At 45.6% G+C, this 19,105-nt stretch carries 14 protein-coding genes and 1 tRNA gene; 7 read left to right on the top strand and 8 right to left on the bottom strand.

Features of this window, described 5'->3' with window-relative positions:
- Window positions 1-56 precede the first annotated feature (56 nt).
- Window positions 57-635, bottom strand: coding sequence for a hypothetical protein (locus PBAL39_RS10405; RefSeq protein ID WP_008241067.1), 579 nt, complete (start codon window positions 633-635; stop codon window positions 57-59).
- Between the two features lie 222 nt (window positions 636-857).
- On the opposite strand from PBAL39_RS10405, the gene PBAL39_RS10410 reads away from it, so the two are divergent.
- From PBAL39_RS10410 to PBAL39_RS10435, 6 genes are all read left to right on the top strand, one after another.
- Complete coding sequence (locus tag PBAL39_RS10410) at window positions 858-1,445, top strand: RNA polymerase sigma-70 factor (RefSeq protein WP_232282932.1); 588 nt, start codon at window positions 858-860, stop codon at window positions 1,443-1,445.
- 105 nt (window positions 1,446-1,550) lie between these two features.
- Window positions 1,551-2,732 carry a FecR family protein gene (locus PBAL39_RS10415; RefSeq protein WP_008241069.1) on the top strand — a complete coding sequence of 394 codons (1,182 nt, stop codon included), beginning with the start codon at window positions 1,551-1,553 and terminating at the stop codon, window positions 2,730-2,732.
- A 161-nt stretch (window positions 2,733-2,893) separates the two neighbouring features.
- Window positions 2,894-6,487 carry a SusC/RagA family TonB-linked outer membrane protein gene (locus tag PBAL39_RS10420; RefSeq protein WP_008241071.1) on the top strand — a complete coding sequence of 1,198 codons (3,594 nt, stop codon included), beginning with the start codon at window positions 2,894-2,896 and terminating at the stop codon, window positions 6,485-6,487.
- 18 nt (window positions 6,488-6,505) lie between these two features.
- Complete coding sequence (locus tag PBAL39_RS10425; RefSeq protein ID WP_008241073.1) at window positions 6,506-7,969, top strand: RagB/SusD family nutrient uptake outer membrane protein; 1,464 nt, start codon at window positions 6,506-6,508, stop codon at window positions 7,967-7,969.
- Between the two features lie 18 nt (window positions 7,970-7,987).
- Entirely contained in the window at window positions 7,988-8,929 is a 942-nt protein-coding gene (locus PBAL39_RS10430; protein ID WP_008241075.1) for an ABC transporter ATP-binding protein, read from the top strand.
- Between the two features lie 12 nt (window positions 8,930-8,941).
- Window positions 8,942-11,218 carry a Gldg family protein gene (locus tag PBAL39_RS10435; protein WP_008241077.1) on the top strand — a complete coding sequence of 759 codons (2,277 nt, stop codon included), beginning with the start codon at window positions 8,942-8,944 and terminating at the stop codon, window positions 11,216-11,218.
- Window positions 11,219-11,335: 117 nt separating this feature from the next.
- Here PBAL39_RS10435 and PBAL39_RS10440 read toward each other — a convergent pair whose 3' ends face one another.
- Window positions 11,336-12,169: a DUF6266 family protein gene (locus PBAL39_RS10440; RefSeq protein WP_008241078.1), complete on the bottom strand. Its 834-nt coding sequence runs from the start codon at window positions 12,167-12,169 to the stop codon at window positions 11,336-11,338.
- Window positions 12,170-12,792: 623 nt separating this feature from the next.
- On the opposite strand from PBAL39_RS10440, the gene PBAL39_RS10445 reads away from it, so the two are divergent.
- A tRNA-Pro gene (locus PBAL39_RS10445) sits at window positions 12,793-12,866 on the top strand.
- Window positions 12,867-12,964: 98 nt separating this feature from the next.
- On the opposite strand, the gene PBAL39_RS10450 is transcribed toward PBAL39_RS10445, so the two are convergent.
- From PBAL39_RS10450 to PBAL39_RS10475, 6 genes are all read right to left on the bottom strand, one after another.
- Window positions 12,965-13,663 (bottom strand): hypothetical protein, encoded by a 699-nt coding sequence (locus tag PBAL39_RS10450; RefSeq protein ID WP_008241082.1) that lies wholly within the window; start codon window positions 13,661-13,663, stop codon window positions 12,965-12,967.
- A 269-nt stretch (window positions 13,664-13,932) separates the two neighbouring features.
- The gene (locus PBAL39_RS10455; RefSeq protein WP_008241089.1) at window positions 13,933-14,559 is read right to left on the bottom strand and encodes an NAD(P)-dependent oxidoreductase; all 627 of its coding nucleotides are present in this window, start codon (window positions 14,557-14,559) and stop codon (window positions 13,933-13,935) included.
- Window positions 14,556-15,383: an inositol monophosphatase family protein gene (locus PBAL39_RS10460; RefSeq protein ID WP_008241090.1), complete on the bottom strand. Its 828-nt coding sequence runs from the start codon at window positions 15,381-15,383 to the stop codon at window positions 14,556-14,558. The genes PBAL39_RS10455 and PBAL39_RS10460 overlap by 4 nt, the downstream gene beginning before the upstream one ends.
- A gap of 75 nt (window positions 15,384-15,458) precedes the next feature.
- The gene (locus tag PBAL39_RS10465) at window positions 15,459-16,322 is read right to left on the bottom strand and encodes an AraC family transcriptional regulator (protein ID WP_008241096.1); all 864 of its coding nucleotides are present in this window, start codon (window positions 16,320-16,322) and stop codon (window positions 15,459-15,461) included.
- Between the two features lie 108 nt (window positions 16,323-16,430).
- Window positions 16,431-17,333 carry a glycerophosphodiester phosphodiesterase family protein gene (locus PBAL39_RS10470; protein ID WP_008241098.1) on the bottom strand — a complete coding sequence of 301 codons (903 nt, stop codon included), beginning with the start codon at window positions 17,331-17,333 and terminating at the stop codon, window positions 16,431-16,433.
- Window positions 17,334-17,572: 239 nt separating this feature from the next.
- Window positions 17,573-19,090, bottom strand: a complete 1,518-nt coding sequence (locus tag PBAL39_RS10475; RefSeq protein WP_008241100.1) for a RagB/SusD family nutrient uptake outer membrane protein — start codon at window positions 19,088-19,090, stop codon at window positions 17,573-17,575.
- Window positions 19,091-19,105: the final 15 nt, after the last annotated feature.

Below are 19,105 nucleotides of genomic sequence, written 5' to 3' on the forward strand. Positions count from 1 at the left end.
AAATTAACATTGATTGGTTAGATATCGTTAGGTTCGTTTTAATGAACTTAGCACGTTTAGTTTCGCAGCTGCCTTCTCATTTCATTGTGAAGTGCCCTAATCTCAGCTGATGTACTAGTTGCTGTTTCTTTAGAAATCGCCTCACCTTCTTTCCCAATGACATTGCCGTTCTTTAGAACAAAGGAGGCCATTTGTTCTTTGGCAATCTTAACAGGTTCTATACCAACCGGAGATTGATAGGAAGTCACCTTGCTTATAAATAGAACAGGTTGCGTATGTTCAAGATAAAGCTGATATTCATTTTTACCACTTTCCCCGTAGTAGGTAGCTGTAAGTTTTAAGGTGTCTGAGTCATGATGGTAAATGTTGATTTCGCCACCTTCAGAAGAAACACCAAACACGTCATGTTTCGTCTCCTTAAGCGTAGAAAGACTGCCGTTTACGCTATCTGCATACTTTTCCACCTGCAGGATATACGACGCGGTATCTACTAAATTTCCCTGATCTTTATGTTCAGTAGCTGGTCTCAAAACAGTCTGCTCCTCGGCAGCAGCATCACGCGATCTAACCTGACTGCAGCTGTACACGCATAAAAGTAAAGCCAGGCTCGCCAATAACAAAGTACCTCTAATCATCACTTATTTCTTAAACTTTATGAATCACAAAGTAATTGAATTCAAACTAAAAACTACTTTTTTATTACCAGTAAAATATAAGATATCTATAGATTCGGCGTGATTGGTTCTCATTATTTTGCTATCGTTAAAATGCTTCCTATATTACATCGAAATTGTTGATGCATCAAAAACACTAAACCGCCAGACAACAACTCAGCATACCTGAGCAAATACAAACTGGTGCATCAGCATACGTTTTTAGGGGGAATGGATACAGGAAGTCATCTTAGCGATCAGGAACTGACGGCCCAGCTCAGGCTAGGTAGCCGGAATGCGTTCAATGAAATCTATTTCCGCCATTCCGAATACCTTTACCGGTTTGCTTTTAACATCATCAAAGACGAAGATGAGTGCACAGATGCCATTCAGGACGTTTTTATCTGGCTTTGGTCCAACAAGGAAAAGATCCAGGTGACCTCCTTAAAAGGGTACCTCTGCGCGGCTGTCAAGTACAAACTCAGCCGTGTCATTCAAAGCAGCAAGCGACGTTCAGAGATCCTGGCCCAACGGCCGGAGATCGAAATGACCGCTGCAAATGATCCCATGGAAATCAGGGAACTTGAGCAGGCAATCGACGACTTTATCGAGACTTTACCCCCAAAAGCAAGGAAAATTTTCGAAATGAGCCGCAAAGAATACCTCAGCAACAAAGAAATTGCAGAAAAACTAGGTATTTCCACCAAAACTGTGGAAAACCAAATGACAATCACCCTAAAAAAGCTGAAAGAAAACTTAGGAAAGATGTCTTTCTGGTCAGTCCTCCTTTAAACTTCTAAATATTTAATAAATATTTTACTTCGTCTTGGGGGCTAACCCCCTTTCATGTCCCTATACATCAAATGGCAATGCTAAAATTGCTTCATTTGGGGAAAAATGAAACATCAAAACGGGGATTTTGACAAATCCAACGCACATCATCAGCAGGAAGAGCTGGCGCGTCTACAAAGAATCGCCAGCGGACTTGCCAATAAAGAAGATCTGGAATGGTACAATACCTGGTGTAATGCTTTACAGCAGGATGCCCGGACTTCAAACCTGGAGGAACAGATCTCCAACTTCAGCAGCACCCAGTCGGACATCTTCGCTAAAATCAATCAGCAGCTCGACCACAAACCCCTCATCCGTAAAATCAACATCCCAAGGTTGGCAGCCGCAGCGGCCATCGTGGTTACGCTGTCTGTCGGCCTGTTTTTCTACATGAACAAGCCAGATGTCAGCAATAACATCGTCACCCTTAAAGGGGCCGACATCACCCCCGGCAGGAGTTCTGCGACGCTTACCTTAGCCAATGGGCGTAAAATACTGCTTGCAGGCACTGTAAACGGTCGGCTGGCAAAGGAAAGCGGTGTGACCATCACTAAAAATGCAGATGGGGAACTGATTTATGAAATCAGCAATCAGCCGGCCTTAAAAAGCGGAGGTCAGTCCTACAACACGCTTTCTACCACAAAAGGCGAGCAGTACCAGGTACGTCTCCCTGACGGATCCAAAGTATGGCTAAATGCAGCCTCCTCCCTCAGGTATCCGACCACCTTTTCTTCGCAGCAGAAACGCCAGGTGGAATTAAATGGCGAAGCCTATTTTGAAGTCGCAAAAGACAAAAACCATCCTTTCGTCGTGAATGCCAAAGGACAACAGATTGAAGTTTTAGGTACTCATTTTAACATCAATGGTTATGCCGATGAAGCATTCACAAGAACCACCCTGCTGGAAGGCAGCGTCAGGATCAACGGCAAAACCACCATCATACCCGGACAACAGGCTACCGGTAATGCCGACCAAATGCGCGTGACGAAAGCGGATGTGGATGCGGCGACCGACTGGACCAATGGCGATTTCATCTTCAATGAAAGCGACGACTTCAAATCGGCAATGCGCAAAATTGCACGCTGGTACGATGTCGACATCATATATGACGCTGAAGCCAACACTGATATGGAACTCCGCGGATGGATTTCACGTAAAAACAAGCTGTCGGTGGTGCTCCAAAGGATCGCCTCGACAGGAAAAGTACACTTTAAAATTGAAGGAAGGAGGGTGACTGTGACGAGATAATTACACGCATAGTACGCCTTATCAAAAAGAGCAGGAAGTGCAGCAAACACCCCCTGACCCTTATGTAAGGTTTTTTATCAATTAATTTCTGGAACCAACTAACCAGCAGTACCTGTAGCCTTCGAAAACATCAGGTATCCTGCTCAAACCAAACTTAACAAATGTATAAAATTTATACCACCAAAACGGGTATACCACATGCCTGTATAAGAAAAATCCTGCTCATTATGCGCCTAACCACCGTCATCATTCTGGGAACTTTAATGCAGCTGAGTGCCGCCACATTCGGGCAGCAAGTCACTGTGTCCATGCGTAAAGCATCCCTTGAAAACATACTGAAGGCCATCCGCACGCAAAGCGGTTACGACATTCTGTATGACAACAAGGATCTTTCGGGGATTAAGCCCATCGACATGTCGATCCAGGGCGTCAGTCTGCAACAAGCCCTCAACAGTGCCCTTGCTGGTCAGCCGCTTACCTTTTCTATTGAAGGAAAGGTAGTCGTGATCAAACGCAAAGAAACAAGCCTGGTGGATAAAATGAAAGCTTACCTGGCTGAAATTGACATCAAAGGAAAAGTATTCGATGAGGCCGGAAATCCAATGTCGGGTGCTACCATCACCGTAAAAGGAAGCGGCAGGTATACGATGACCAATGATAAAGGGGAATTTACCCTCGACAATGTCAGTGACCAGGCCATCCTTGCCATCACCTATCTCGGTTACGAAACCCTGGAAATCAAGGCAAAATCGGACATTTCTGTTTCCATGAAACCAGGAAGTGCCAAGCTGGAAGAAGTCAACATCACTTACAACACTGGTTATCAGAAAATCTCCAAGGAACGTGCTACAGGATCCTTCGCCAAACCGGACATGAAAGTGTTCAGTCAGCGCACCGCATCTCAGGACATCATGAGCCGTCTCGACGGACTGGTACCGGGACTGACTGTCATTTCAGGAAATGCAGGTGCTTATGGAAATGAACAAACCGGCCGTACACAGCGTGCACTGGTACGCGGGACGGGTAGTGTCCGGTCGACTACTGAGCCGCTTTACGTCGTGAACGGCATCGTCATCCAGAACTTTTCCAGCATTAATCCTGATGACGTTGAAGACATTACCGTGCTGAAAGATGCAGCAGCAGCAGCAATCTGGGGTGCGAGGGCAGCGAATGGCGTCATTGTGGTGACCACCAAATCGGGCTCAAAAAACCAGAAAATTGACATTAACTATTCGGGATATGTAAACTTCCAGGGAAAACCAGACTTCGACTACCTGAATCAAATGAGCTCTGCCCAATATATCCAGACTGCCAGGGAGATTTTTAATCCTACAGCTTATCCTTCGAGAACACTCAGCGGCAGATTTGTTGCGCCTCACGAACGCCTGATGTACGACAATGCCGACGGCTTGATCAGTGAAGCAGCCATGAACAGAGGCCTTGATAGCCTCGCGTCGATCGACAACAGGAAACAGCTCAACGACTTGTTCTACGGAAACACCATTAGCAACAACCATACTTTATCCTTAGGTGGTGGCAACCAGCAATACGCCGCCTACAGCTCGTTTTCTTATACGAATGCAACAGGCAGGCCAGGTGTCAAAAATGAAACCTATAAACTCAACCTTAATCAGACATACAACCCTACCAAATTCTTGAGCCTGACTTTATTCACTGCATTAAATAATACACTGAACAAAAGCAACAACCAGCTCAACATCCCTCAGGATATCCTGCCATACCAGCTGTTCAGAGATGCCCAGGGCAACAACATCACCATGAACTATGTGCAGGCGATGGACCCTGAAATCAAGCTGGATTATGAACAACGCAGTCGCATCAACCTCGACTATACGCCGCTGGATGAACTCAATTACGGCTTTCAGGATAACAATGCGACTTCCATCAACCTGATCGGTGGTGTGGGCATCAAAATATGGAAAGGCCTCGCCTTTCAGGGGAATTACGGATTTAATAAGTCGCCACAAACTTCCCATCGCTATACGGACATCAAGTCGTTCGGCATGAGAAATCAATTGGTAAATTTTACGGTAGCGCCAACAGCGGAGTCTACACCTGTTTATTACCTTCCTACTACCGGTGGTATGTACCAGACGGGCGATTATCAGCGCAAAGACTGGACCGTGCGTAACCAGCTGACCTACAACTCACGCGTTAGGGATGGAAAGGACTTCATTTCCGTACAGGTTGGTCAGGAAGCCCAGGAGCAGCACACCAGCTCTCAATACAATACCCTGATGGGATATGATCTTGACCTGCAATCTTACGCCGCAATTGACTATGTCACGCTTGCACGTGGTATTCCAGGTGTGGTTCCCGGAGGCCGCGCCAGATTCTCACAGAACCCTACAACGATGAGCGACCAAAAAAGCCGGTTCACCTCTTACTTCGCCTTAGCAAATTATACCTTTGATGGCAAGTATTCAATGGACTTTAGCTGGCGCCAGGACAAGAGTACACTTATTGGGGCCGACCTGTCGTCCCAAAACAAACCCATCTATAGCATTGGGGGTAAATGGGAAATGACTAAAGAATCCTTTATGCAGGGAATTTCCTGGCTCAACAATCTCGGCGTCCGCGCGACTTACGGGATCACCGGGAACTCTCCTTTTGTAGGGGCATCGTCTTCTAAGGACATCCTGGCATTGGAAAACACCTCTACTGCACCTCCTGCAGGTTATGGTGCACATGTCGACCAGCCTGCCAACGGAAAGCTAAACTGGGAATCTACACGTACCATCAACTTCGGGATCAACTTCGACGTGTTCGACTCTAAACTGAGTGGTAACATTGACATGTACGACCGTAAAACCACAAATTTACTCGCTGTTGTGGTCATGAACCCTTTCCTGAGCTTTGGCAGTTCCACAGGTAACCTGGGTTCGCTTTCTAATAGAGGAATTGAGCTTGGCCTGAGCACCAAAATTTTCGAAAGCAAAGATTTCAACTGGAACACCTCACTGACATTTAGCTACAACTACAACAAACTGCTTAGCTATGAAGAAGATCCAATCGCCCTTTCGTATGCTACAGCTAAGGTGGCTGCCAGTTACCTGATCGGTCACAGCATGTCTTCCCTGTTTGCCTATCAGTATGCCGGCCTTGATGCGATGGGTGATCCTTTAGTAAGACTGAATGATGGTACCGTAACCAAAGAAAGAAATGTAGCGTCTCCTGATGACATCGTGTATATGGGTACGACCGTTCCTAAGTTCAACGGCGGTTTGTTAAATAGTTTCGGTTACAAAGGCTTTACGCTTTCTGCCAACATCGGCTACAACTTTGGCCATGTGATGCGCAGCGAAACCAACGACTTCTTCACCGGCCGTCTGACTGGAAATGAGGGCAGCTTCAGCGGCAACATCAACAGCATTTTCAACAACCGCTGGAAAGTCCCTGGTGATGAGGCCCGTACCGACATTCCTGCCTACGTTGCCGGAAATGCCAATAACAACCGCAGAGAGTTGAGCTACTACAGCATGGGTGACACCAATGTTGAAAGTGCTTCGTACATTAAACTGCGTGACATTTCCTTAGGATACAACCTGCCTGCAAGCATGCTGAGAGCGATCCACCTGTCTTCTGTCCGTGTGTTTTTCCAGGCCAACAACTTCCTGTTGTGGACCGCCAACAACGATGGCATCGATCCTGAATTCTATGGTCTGACTAACGGAGGACGTTCATTACCTCCATTTAAACACTCATTCAGCTTAGGTACAAACATCTCCTTTTAATCCATTTACGAAAAAGACATGAAAAAATATAGTTATATCTTCCTACTCTTAGGTTCGCTGAGCCTTACCGGTATCAGCTCCTGCAAAGACAGCTTCCTGGAAGTAGACCAAAAACAACGCATCGTGGCGACCAGGGTTGCCGACTACGAACTGCTGATGAACAGCAAGGACCTGTACGATTTCTCTTCTGAGGGTGGCTGGCAGTCTACAGTACTCCTGGGTGATGAGGTGGCAGCGGAAAGCGATTTCCTGAACAGCGGCACCATCCAGACGCAACGCCTCTTCCGCTATGAAGATGTGGTTTATGAGGAAGGCCAGGATTCATACGATCAGAAATATTTCCATAACAACCTCTACAACCTCAATAAAATCATCAACGAGGTGGGCGATGCTACAGAGGGCACCGAGCAGCAGAAGCAAGTGCTGATTGCTGAAGCCAGGGCTACACGCGCATGGGTATACCTGCAGCTCATCAACTTTTATGCGAAACCTTACGATGCCAGCACCGCAGCCAGCGACCTTGGTTATCCCATCATCAAAACTGCCGATATCTCGATCCGTTACTTCAGTCGCAATACCGTGCAGGAAGTGTATGACTTTATCCTCGAAGACCTGAACACAGCGTTACCAGCACTACCTGTAACGCCAAAAGCAGCCACCCGGATGGGTAAAGCTGCTGCCGAAGCCGTTCTGGGCAAAGTATATTTATATATGGGCCGTTTCCCTGAGGCGCTGACACATTTCGAAGCTTCATTCGCGGCGATCGCACAACAGAACAACCCGGCACGGTTGTACAATTTCAACGAGACTTTCGCTGATGATGGCTCCTTCCTTCCTATTGATGAGTATGCTGGGCCAAATGGTATCGGCAACAATCCTAATGATTACACAGAGTCGGTATTAGTAAGAACACACTATGTAGGTAGCTACCAGCCCATTGGAAATGACGGACTGGTCCTTACTGAGGCTACTCAAGCCCTTTTTGGCAGCACCGATTTAAGACTCAACTTCTATACGGTGAACACTCCGGATCTGGAACCGAACCCTTCGGGCAGGTTGCGCAGATATTCGACTACCTATAATAAGTTCGGCGTTCAGCTTCCCGATCTTTACCTGATGCGCGCCGAATGCCGTGCGCGCCAGAACAACCTTACGGGTGCTGTTGAAGACCTCCTGACCTTGCGCAGAAACAGGATGCCCGAGGAAGATGCGGCTGTTCCTGCCAACGTCAGCAACAACCAGCGCGACCTTTTACATTTCATCATGGATGAACGCATCCGCGAGTTTGCATCCGAAGGATACCGTTGGTTTGACATGCGCAGGCTGCACAAAGACCCTTTGTTCAGCTCCGTGTTACCACCGCACATCGAATACGACAGTAATAACAATCCAACGGCCTACCCATTGCGTGAGGAACGTTTAACCTTAAGGTTGCCATCATTTTACATTGCCGCCAATCCAGGCATGCCTAATAACCCATAACACACAACAAAAGACCAAATGCAAGACAGTATTGTAAAGATTGAACAGCTATCACACCGTTATGGCAGGGATTGGGCCATACAGAATATAAATTTTGAAATCAGGGAAAATGAAGGCATCCTGGGTTTGCTCGGCTCAAACGGAGCAGGCAAATCCACCATCATGAACATCCTCTGCGGGGTACTGACGCAAACCAGCGGCAACGTATCCATAGGAGGGATCGACCTGGCAAAAGAACCCGAGGAGGCTAAAAAGCTCCTCGGATTCTTACCGCAAACACCGCCCCTGTATTTCGACTTCACCGTAAAAGAATACCTCACCTATTGCGCTTACCTGCGACTGATCCCGGAAAAGCAAATCCCGGAAGCCGTAGACCGTGCCATGGAAAAATGCGGGGTGGCACACTTCCATAAGCGCCTGATCAACAACCTCTCCGGAGGTTACCGTCAGCGTGTGGGCATCGCCCAGGCCATCCTGCATACACCAAGATTGGTGGTGCTTGATGAGCCTACAAACGGACTGGACCCGAACCAGATCCTGGAAGTCCGCGGACTCATTAAAGAGATCGCACAGGACCGCTCCGTGATCTTCTCTTCGCACATCCTTGCCGAAGTGCAGGCCACCTGCCAGCACATCCGCATGATTGAAAGTGGAAAGATGGTGTTTGAAGACAGCATGGATGCATTTAACAACTACATCCAGCCGGATAGCCTGCTGGCCACCTGGCGCAACCCACCAGCCATCAGTGAGCTGCTGCTCATCCCAGGCATCTCCGGCGCTGAAGTCCTCAACAACGGACAGTTCCGCCTCCATTTCCAAAACAACCCGGACATCACCGAGATGATCATCGACCTGAGCGGCCAGCACAACTGGCGCCTGCGTGAGATCACGCTGGAGCGGAGTTCGCTGGAAGCCATTTTTGCCCAATTGTCCAATAAAACAAAAAAGATTTCGGAATAATCTATCCCAACAATGAAAGTTACCCTAAAAATAGCCAGGCAGGAACTGGAGACCTTGTTCTTCTCTCCCATCGCCTGGATCATCCTCATCATATTCTCTATCCAGTGCGGCGTTAGCTTCACGGATAAACTGGCCATCTTTGAAGCCAGTCAGTATGGAGGTTCTCCAATGTCACAGCTGACAATTTACCTCTTCAGCAGCGGCAGCAGCTTCTTTGCACAATTACAGAAATACCTGTACCTGTACATCCCACTGGTCACCATGGGACTGATGAGCAGGGAAACCAGCAGCGGCACCATTAAACTGCTGTTTTCATCGCCGGTGAAACTATCATCCATCATCTTCGGAAAATACCTGTCCATGATGGTTTATGGCCTGCTGCTCACTCTATTTATCGTGTTCATCTGCCTTGGTGGAATTTACTCCGTTGAAAACATCGACATGGGCATGCTGTTCTGTGGAGTGTTGGGCCTTTACCTGCTGATCTGTGCCTACGCGGCAATTGGCCTTTACATGTCCTGCCTCACTTCCTATCAGATGATCGCTGCATTGAGCACACTTGTGGTCCTGGGTGTCCTGAGTTACATCGGTGGCGTATGGCAGAACATCGCTTTTATCCGTGACATCACCTATTTCCTTTCGATAAACGGTCGCGCAGGACACATGTTCTTCGGGTTGATTTCCAGTAAAGACATCATTTATTTTATCATCGTGATCGGCCTGTTCCTTACCCTGGCGATCATGAAGCTACAAAATGACCGCCATGCCAGAGGTTCTTATGCCTCTGCAATCCGCTACATCGTGGTGGTCTCTGTGATCCTGCTGATCGGTTATGCCAGCTCCCGCCCATCGCTAACCTTCTATGCGGATTTATCAGCCAACAAGAGCAACACGCTGACTAAAACCAGTCAGGATATGATTGCCAAGCTAGACGGCCCGATGAAGCTGACTTCTTACGTGAACATTCTTGATGATGGCTCTTACATGGCGATGCCCGCAAACCAGCTGAATGATATGGAGCGTTTTGAAAGCTATGTAAGGTTTAAGCCGGACCTGGAAATGGAATATATTTACTACTATGACCAGCCATTGAACCGCCGTGCCCCGGAAGATGGAAGGTCGCTGGAAGAACGGGCAAAACGTAAAGCCGAAGCTGAGGACATGAACTTCGACAAGATCCTGTCGCCCTCAGAAATCCGTAAACTGATTGACCTCAGACCTGAAAGCAACCGCTTTGTACGTCAGCTGACTTATGGCAATAAAAAAACGTTCCTGCGGATGTTTGATGATCCTGAGATGTATCCTTCTGAAGTTGAAACCACTGTGGCCCTCAAACGCCTGATGGTGAAAGCACCAAAGGTCGGCTTTGTAAGTGGTCATGATGAGCCTAACATCGTCAGCGATGGAGAGCCGCACTATAGCCAGGTGGTCAGCTATAGCGGATCCAGGTCGTCCCTGATCAATATGGGATACGATGTGATGGACATTTCCCTTCAGAAAGAGATCCCCGCAGATGTAGATGTTCTGATCCTTGCTGATCCGCGTAGCGCATTAAGTACCATGGAAGCAATGCGCATCCACCAGTTTATTGAAAAGGGTGGCTCCATGATGATTGCGGGCGAACCCGGACGCCAATCGTACATCAACCCCATCATCAGTCCACTGGGACTTCAGATGAAACCAGGCATGGTAATCCAGGACACACAAGACCTGAGTGTCAACTACGTACTTGGCCGCTTTGCCCCCGGCGCTTCTGCAATTCCTGACTTCAGCAGAACTGCTTCATTCAATAATCCTGTGGCCTTGCCGGGCGCCGTAGCCTTAAGCTACCAGCCTGATGGGAAATTTAAAGCCTCTGCACTGCTGTTAACCGATACAGTTGCAAACTGGATCCGTACGGCCCCATTGGTAGGCGATTCTCTTCGTCTGCGTTACAATTCGGCTATTGGCGACCAGAAAGGTGTATTTCCTCTGGCTTACGCATTAAACAGGACGCATCAGGGTAAAGACCAGCGCATCCTTGTGATCGGTGATGCGAATTTCTTCAGCAACGGAGAGATTTTTAAGTCTAACGTTGCGAAGGTCAACTTCCCTTTTATACAAGACGTATTCCATTGGTTAAGTATGGGCAACTTCCCTGTCGATGTAAGCAGACCTATGCCACAGGATAACCTCCTCAAAATCAGCAGACGTGATGTATCAGTCATGAAAATGATCTATATGGGCGCAATTCCGGTGCTGATCGGGCTCAGCGGTGCCACCCTGCTCCTTCGCAGGCGACGCAACTAAACAAAAAACTAATCAAATTAATCCCTTCAATTGATAGTCCTGGTTCAAAAGACCGGGACTATTTTTTTTACAGTCGCCCCGAATATATCCTTCAGTTCATATCAGCCAAAACCAGGTTTACTCCTGCTGCCCGGGGCTACTGCCGTACTTACGCTGCAAGGCCATGTATTCTGCCTGCAGTACACGAAATGACTTCGTATCCGGAAATTCACCCCCTGCCTGCTCCAATACCTGTAGATACTTCGCTTCTATCGTTTTGAAATGGGCTTTATCATGCTCATATTTTTCCTGATTTTTAACATCCTGAGCTGTCAGGGCAGCACCGTTGAGGTTCCCCAGATAGATGCTGTTAGAGATTTCAGTACCATCGGCAGTTTTGAAACACATGAAAGCCTCCATTGGCTCATTTGCAAAGGAATCACGGAGCGGAATGTACACCTGACCATCCTTTCTCTTTGCCGCGTTAAACATCGGAATAGACATCCTCTTACCAGGAAGATACAGCAACACCATCACCATATCATTTTGATTGGACCAATGGATTTTATCATCGGTTTGCCAGCTGATGGTCACACCTCCCTTTACTTTAGTAATGCTCGATGCCGGTGTTACAGGAACAGCTCCATTACTCAGGATAACCTTACTATAATCCACACGCATGTTAGGATACTGACCTGTTAAAGCATGTTTTTTTACATACGAAGTAGCGAGATTATGGGCATTTTTTGTTGTCCCCTGTGCCTCAAGCGCAAAACTTACCTTTATAAAAGAGTTGACCGCCCGTACAAAATCCATAGTAACAGACATCGCGTGTTGGTTTGCCAGTTGTTTCTCAGTTTTCCTTTTTGGTTGCTTTCCGATAGTACGACTGACATACTGCCCTCTAAGCATATAGTATACTACGTTTCTCATTTTTCCGATGAACCTTCCATCTCTTCCTGCAATTGCCATAATTGATTGTATTTAAGTTAATTATTAAACCGTATTTAATTTTAAACAAAATAGGAATCTTTCATATAACAATCAAGACACTGTTTGTATCATCTTTGTTATTAAACGTTTGTTATCAATGAGTTGAGAAATCTATAAGTGGAAATTAAAAGGGCTATTTACTGTACCAAAGCCCTACCAAACCTGACTTAGAAATGTCTTAATAATGTAGCACTATAAAGCAGTATACGGACAGCATATCGGGATACTGATCCTGTCTTAAAAGGAGATCACATTCGAGGTGTATCCATATCGCGGCGCAGCTAGGCTTATGTGTATTGCAATGGACATGGATTGTTGCAACTGATGGCAAGGATTTCTTGATCAAGATTCTGGTTGATGAGGATGCCATGTATTTAATCCTAAAAAACACAAAAAAGTTGTAGCTCAGCGACAAATGTTAATAATCAGACTGACAGCCATTTAACAAGCAATTAACAGATAAGTGGCCTGAGATCATCAAATCAATGATTTGATTTTTGAATTTAATTCTAAAATAAATTTGGCGTTTAAAATAATTATCCTACTTTTGCAATCCCAACAACGACGTAGGTCTTTAAAAAACTGAAATTGTTGAACAAGTTCGGGGTGTAGCGTAGCCCGGTATCGCGCCACATTTGGGATGTGGAGGTCGTAGGTTCGAATCCTGCCACCCCGACTTAAAAAAATCCTTCAATTTCTTGAAGGATTTTTTTTGTTACATTATTTTATAGTGTAGCTGTATATATTAAGATATATAGCGGATTAAGCTACCCACTAACAGATCAGAAGCAGTCTATATTCGCCTTCATTTTCTACCGGTGCCCGATGAACACAAGGCAAAGCCCGTTGCTCCGGATGGTCTACTGCCAATTTCCACAGATGACCCACACCCAAATTAAAATGATGGGCATCTGATTTAGGTTGATAATGCAGATCGAAAAAATATTCTTTCAAAAAATTTTCAAATCCTGTTTCCTGTCCATCATATAAGTCTATTAGCTTTTGCCTGATTTCCGGGACCAAAATTTTCTGCTCAACCTGACTGTTGGGTAAAATATCACTTGCAGCACCGTAATAAGTGCATAAAAAAGTATCGGCAGCTATAGGTGAGCGATCTACATGATAAGAATATACATCTGTAGAAATAAAGTCGAATTCATCATCACGTTCATAGCTTTTGAGTAGATTCAGAGAAGGCAAGGCACCAAAATCTGTTAACGCTTTTAAATCGTTCAATATAATTTCCCTCGCGATCCCCCCTTGTTCTGATAGTTCCAGGGCCAAAAGCGCTTCAATGGAAATATCTGTGATGTTTTCCTTTAACTGAAGCTTAGAAGCCACTTCTTTGAAATCTCCAGCCAAATTTCTGTACCAGCAAATTGCGTTTTTTGCTCCCTGAAATTCCGCATGTATCAGTTCATCAAATGTTGAAACCATTCCAACCTGGCGGTTACCGGAAAATTTCTTGTTCATATCTTTTCATTTATCACCCCTGTTTATCTCCATTTTTTACCCAGTTCATTTCACTTTCAAAAAAGTAAACCAGGGTTTGCCAAATGCTGTCAGGCTAGTAAATAACACATTGCCGTGCATCTTAATAGCTGTCGCAAATCTAACTGATGAAAATAGTTTTGCAACTATATTATTGTAGTAGCGCAGTACAAACAGTCTATTACACTCAAATGAACCGCATTAATTCAATCTGCTTTTATGGGGCTGTAGGTTACACCAAATATACCAGATCAGGAGGTAAGTGCGGGATATTGCCGAAGCATCGTAGGATTTTCGGCTTCATGCAGTAGAAAATCTGCTACATCGGCCCTGGAAATTTTGCCTATTTTGATTCCTTTGTAGAGCTCTGGCAGTACATGATACTCCTGGGTCATTGGGCCATCGGTAAGCATTCCCGGCCGAACAATTTCCCAGTTGAGGTCGCTGGTCGCAATCATCTCTTCCATCAGCGTTTTATTGACATATTGATGCTTCAGAAAAAGCCGGATCACGGTGCGCATGAAAAAGCTTAAAAACCTGGTACTTGCGCCGGCACCAAACCCCGTAACGATTAAAATAGGTGATTTAAAACTTAATGCTGCTCCCGCCTTTACCAGCGCAGCAGCGGTATCAGAGAATAAGGTATTCGGCCTTTTATTTTTAGTACCAATGGCAATGATCACCGCTTCTGCGCCAGGCATCACCTTCATCAGGTCAGTTTCAGAGGTTGCGCTACCCTCAACTTTAGTTAAATTTTCATGCTCAGGTATACCCGCCGTGCGGGTAGATAAAACCGTAACATGATGCCCTTTGGCGAGTGCCTGCTGAACGGTGACTAATCCTATGCCAGCCGAAGCTCCTATAATTGTGATTTTCATTTGTGCGAGGTTTTGAATGGTTGATGGTTAGCCTGAGTTATAAAATGAGTTGCAATACCAGGCGCAGAGACCAGAAGGCTTTCATCGCCCCATTTCCAGATGTCTCCGTCGGCATTTAAAATATCAGCACCGGCCTCCCTGGCAATTAAAACTCCAGCCAGCCAATTGAAGGTATCCAATCCCAGTTGATGAAATACGTCTACCCTGCCAGCACCAACATAGGCCAACTGCAAACCATGTGGGCCATAGTTTCTAACGACCCCAAAAGTATTTAACAGATCCCTCAGGGCATGACCATGCTTTTCGTTAAAACCGGGAATGGCGGGCTCCTGATGTCCGTATTCGAAAACAGCTACCATAATGTCTGGCTCCCACTTAAATACCGGCTGGATCGGCTTGCCATTCAAAAACGCTCCTGATCCCTCCTGGGCCCAGAACATTTCATTGGCCAAGGGGTCATAGATCACAGAAAAGTGAAGTTCTCCATTTCTGATCAATGCCAGGTTGATGGTCCATCCGGGAATGTGCTGCAGATATTGTATGGCACCATCCATTGCATCACATATCCAATATTCAGGGATCGGCAGTGGCTGTTTTTGTCCGTCGTTATCAAATTCATCAATTGTATTCCAGGGGGTATCCGGGAAATCATGGAGCAATCCGGACTTCAGAACAGTCATACAGCGTTCGTCAATGGATTTCAGTTCTGTAAAAAACTGTTCTTTATTGGTGGGTATTGCGTTAAGCTTGTAGTCCTTTAGAAAAAGGTCGCCGGCACGCCTTACGGTATTCAAAATGGATTGAATATTTATTTCCTTGTTCATCTCCTTATCATTTAATACGACAAAGATCGCAGGTAATAATGTAAGGAAATATAATCAAACCACGAGATGATAGTCTCAATCGCGGTATTGCTGACGAAATTGTAACGGAGTAAGCCCCGTCACCTTTTTAAATAACTTTCCAAAATACACAGGCTCCTCGTAACCCAGCTGGTAACTGATCTCCCTAGCGGTCATCTTGCTAAAACATAACAAACGCTTAGCTTCCAGTATACAGTATTGCTGAATATAGGTAGATACCGAATCGCCGGTAATGTTTTTAATGGTATCGTATAGATGTGCTACAGAAATATGGAGTTCTTCGGCATATCTTGCTGGATGCTTCCATTCTTTATAATGTATTTTAAGCAGTTGCATAAAAGACTGTTCAATTATTGCGGCCCTGTTTGTTTTGGATTTTCCGCCGGTATCAATAGAGGCAATTTCACCTGCAATTAACCCAATTAAGGCATCCAGTAAAGAATGACTGGCACGCACCGCGTATACATTGACTGGCGATGTCTGCAGTTTCTCCAGCTGCTCCATTAGCGTGATGACATGTCCATGAAAATCCGATTCTTTATCTAACGACAAGGGCTTGCGGAAACCTTTTTCAAGGATCAGTTGAAATTCCTTATCAACAAGTGTCGGGTCGATACTGATCCCCCAGCCCATCGGTTTACTTGCAGAAACCACATGATGGACCTGTCCTGGAAGGACGAGTACCATGGCAGGACCCTTCATGATGTTATTTTCAAAATCTATATTGATCACAAACTGCCCTGCCGTCGCGATCATCAGTAAATAATGATCGTCCCGGTGAGGCTTTGAATGGTCATGCTCCGCAGCATGGCCGCTAACTTTCATGTTCTTGATCAGCATACCGGCTTTAGCAAGCGGTGATATCGGAAACTTGAAGATATTGGTTTGCTGACTTTTCATTTTTGAATATCGATTGTTATCATACGATTCTATGAATTTGGGAATTAATCGCAATTATAGATAATCCTGGGATCATCAGCACAACGATACATCAAATTGTTTTGCGGCTTATTTATGCAGTTGCTTTTTTCGAAGGTACTCCAGCATCATTGCCGGTCGATCCGTTTGCAGAATTGTTGCACCATGCGCAATCAGCCAGTCCCAACTATCTTTAGTATTGCCCTCATCAAAGGCAAGGTCATCTTCATGACCAGCATTTAAGCTTGCCCACAAGGAGTTGAGCCATACTTTCGATCCTCCTTTCAGGAAAAAAGCCTGGTCATTTAACATTGCAACTGTATCCGTAGAGAAGTTCAGCTCAAAGGCAACTGGTTTTATGGCCTGCTGATAATCTGAAATGATCTTTCTGGCTCCTGGTTTACTGATGTTTACTACCCCCATGAAAGTAATCTCCTTCAGCAGTGCAGGATAGGTTTGTTGTAAGTCCGCGTAGGTTTTATCCGTTTTAAATATCGCATGATCTAGTGTGCCGGTGGTTTTTAATATCTGGTAAGCCTCTTCATAGCACTCGTAACTCTTATCGAGGTTGACCAGCACCTTGCCTTTGGCCAGGAGCATCACTTCTTCAAGTGTCGGTATGGTATGTTTGGTCAGGCGGCCAAGGCCATTTTTCAGATGAAAGTTCTTAAGTTCAGCGAGGGTGTAATCCGAAGGTTTGCCTTTTCCGTTTGTCGTTCTGTCGATGGTCTGGTCGTGCATGATCACGACTACCCCATCACTTGTTTTTGCAAGGTCGACCTCGATAATGTCTACTCCCATTGCTATCGCCAGCTCGTAAGCTTTCAAAGAATTTTCAGGAGCATTACGCCAGTCGCCGCGGTGTGAGGCCACCATTACATTTTTATCTGCCGGATTGTGTAGCTGGGCGATCAGTTTTGCCACCTGCGCCGAGGATTTCAGTCCACTGCATAGAAGCAGGGCAAGTAGCATGGCTTTAAAAGAAGTTTTCATTCTAAAAGATTTCATTTTAATATGTTAAAAGAGGGCATCAATCAACCATTTTATTTTTCCGGTCATTGTATGACTTCTGTTCAATGTATTATTTCAAGTTTCGTTGTATTATTTCAAGTTCACTGCGCTATTTTTCTAGTTGCTGCGCAATTGTCCTGTACACTGCGTGCTGAATGACTGTTCAAAAAAATAGAGGAGAACCCGACGTCCTCCTCCATTTTCATTTTATGCCATAGGGATTAGTAGCCCGGGTTCTGATACATCTTTACCGGATCGAGCTTATATTCGTCGAACGGTATCGGGAAGAACCTGTCTTTAGTGGTAAAGTTGGCCAGCTGTGCCAGCCCGAATGAACTTTGAGGTTTTGCTTTAAAGTAAGCCACCAGTTCAGGCGTACTGAAATACCTGATCAGGTCAAACCACCTTTTGTGTTCAAAGGCAAGTTCTACGCGACGTTCGTGCAGGATAGCCAGTTTCAAAGTTGGGAATTTAGTATTGTAGGTCGCATTCAAACGTGCCGTTGCATATAAAGGCACACCTGCCCTTGCGCGAACCATGTCCAGGTACTGAATGGCAGTCGCATCATTACCCTGAAGCATATTTACTTCCGCCAGCATCAGGATGACGTCTGCAAAACGCAGTATGGGCGTGTTATTGCCTCCATAACCAGTTGCACCTACATTTTTATCACGGTATTTGGTAACAAACCAATCCTGGATCTGGGCATTTGCAGCAAATTTCACAGAGAAATCTTTTCTCGGATCATTCAGCTCATATTCATTAATCAGGTCAGCGGTCACATTTCCACCCGCACCAAGACCCGGTTTATCAGAATTGATGGTTTCTCCCAAAGCCTGGTTGTTTGCAGCGATGCTTGAGCTGTAGGTAATGTCATTTGCTCTGTTAACAATTTCAAAAATGGCTTCAGGGTTCGAGGTCTTTTTTGTGACGTCGAAAACATCTGCATAAGGAATTGCAGAGAGCGTAGTAAAATTACGCATGTTGTAAGCGGCAGTCAGATAGGTGTTCGCATTGGTCAGATTTTCAGCCTTATTCGCATCTATTGTAGAAGCCATGGTCAGGTAAACCTGCCCCAGCAGCGCATTGATGGCAGCCTTTGAAACACGTCCCGCTCCTGCTCCGGTTTGCAGGTTAGGCAGGTTACTGGTCAGGCCATCTTTCAGATCGCTCACAATCTGGGCATAAACTGCAGCTTCCGGCTGGCGGTAAGTGTTTGCAAACACCTCATCAGTAGTGGTCAGGGTTTTGGTGATCAATGGCACATCGCCCCATTTTCTTACCAGGTGGAAATAAATCATCGCCCTGATAAACTTCACCTCAGCCAGGTATTGCAGCTTCGTATCGTTGTTGGTGAAGGTAACTTTGTCAATATAGGTAGTTACGGCATTACATTGCGTGATGGTCTGATATAAGCTTACCCAGTGTCTTTTCAGGTAAGTATTACTTGGCAGGATGCTGAAGTTACCAAACTGAAAGGGCTCACCCGCATTCGATTGGTTGTCATTGATACCAGTATCGTCAGAACGCTGATCAGTATAAAGACCACTGTTCTCACCGATGTTATCACCACCTCTCAGTGTAGCATACGCTGCATTTACTGCCAGCAGTACGCTGCCCTCCGAGGTAAAAAATTTCTCTACCGTTGTTGCGTTGGGATTCGTCTGCTCAATGAAACTCTTTTTACAAGAAGCCAAAGTAAGAAGAGCCAGAAAAAAAACGATTGTATATTTTTTCATTGTTCTATTTTTATT

The organism is Pedobacter sp. BAL39 (assembly GCF_000170795.1).
Classification (GTDB): Bacteria; Bacteroidota; Bacteroidia; order Sphingobacteriales; family Sphingobacteriaceae; genus Pedobacter.

Bases quoted from the DNA above. Each gene is read 5' to 3' on its own strand.
- PBAL39_RS10405 (WP_008241067.1), bottom strand. From the start codon at position 635: ATGATTAGAGGTACTTTGTTATTGGCGAGCCTGGCTTTACTTTTATGC.
- PBAL39_RS10415 (WP_008241069.1), top strand. From the start codon at position 1,551: ATGAAACATCAAAACGGGGATTTTGACAAATCCAACGCACATCATCAG.
- PBAL39_RS10420 (WP_008241071.1), top strand. From the start codon at position 2,894: ATGTATAAAATTTATACCACCAAAACGGGTATACCACATGCCTGTATA.
- PBAL39_RS10425 (WP_008241073.1), top strand. From the start codon at position 6,506: ATGAAAAAATATAGTTATATCTTCCTACTCTTAGGTTCGCTGAGCCTT.
- PBAL39_RS10430 (WP_008241075.1), top strand. From the start codon at position 7,988: ATGCAAGACAGTATTGTAAAGATTGAACAGCTATCACACCGTTATGGC.
- PBAL39_RS10435 (WP_008241077.1), top strand. From the start codon at position 8,942: ATGAAAGTTACCCTAAAAATAGCCAGGCAGGAACTGGAGACCTTGTTC.
- PBAL39_RS10440 (WP_008241078.1), bottom strand. From the start codon at position 12,169: ATGGCAATTGCAGGAAGAGATGGAAGGTTCATCGGAAAAATGAGAAAC.
- PBAL39_RS10450 (WP_008241082.1), bottom strand. From the start codon at position 13,663: ATGAACAAGAAATTTTCCGGTAACCGCCAGGTTGGAATGGTTTCAACA.
- PBAL39_RS10455 (WP_008241089.1), bottom strand. From the start codon at position 14,559: ATGAAAATCACAATTATAGGAGCTTCGGCTGGCATAGGATTAGTCACC.
- PBAL39_RS10460 (WP_008241090.1), bottom strand. From the start codon at position 15,383: ATGAACAAGGAAATAAATATTCAATCCATTTTGAATACCGTAAGGCGT.
- PBAL39_RS10465 (WP_008241096.1), bottom strand. From the start codon at position 16,322: ATGAAAAGTCAGCAAACCAATATCTTCAAGTTTCCGATATCACCGCTT.
- PBAL39_RS10470 (WP_008241098.1), bottom strand. From the start codon at position 17,333: ATGAAAACTTCTTTTAAAGCCATGCTACTTGCCCTGCTTCTATGCAGT.
- PBAL39_RS10475 (WP_008241100.1), bottom strand. From the start codon at position 19,090: ATGAAAAAATATACAATCGTTTTTTTTCTGGCTCTTCTTACTTTGGCT.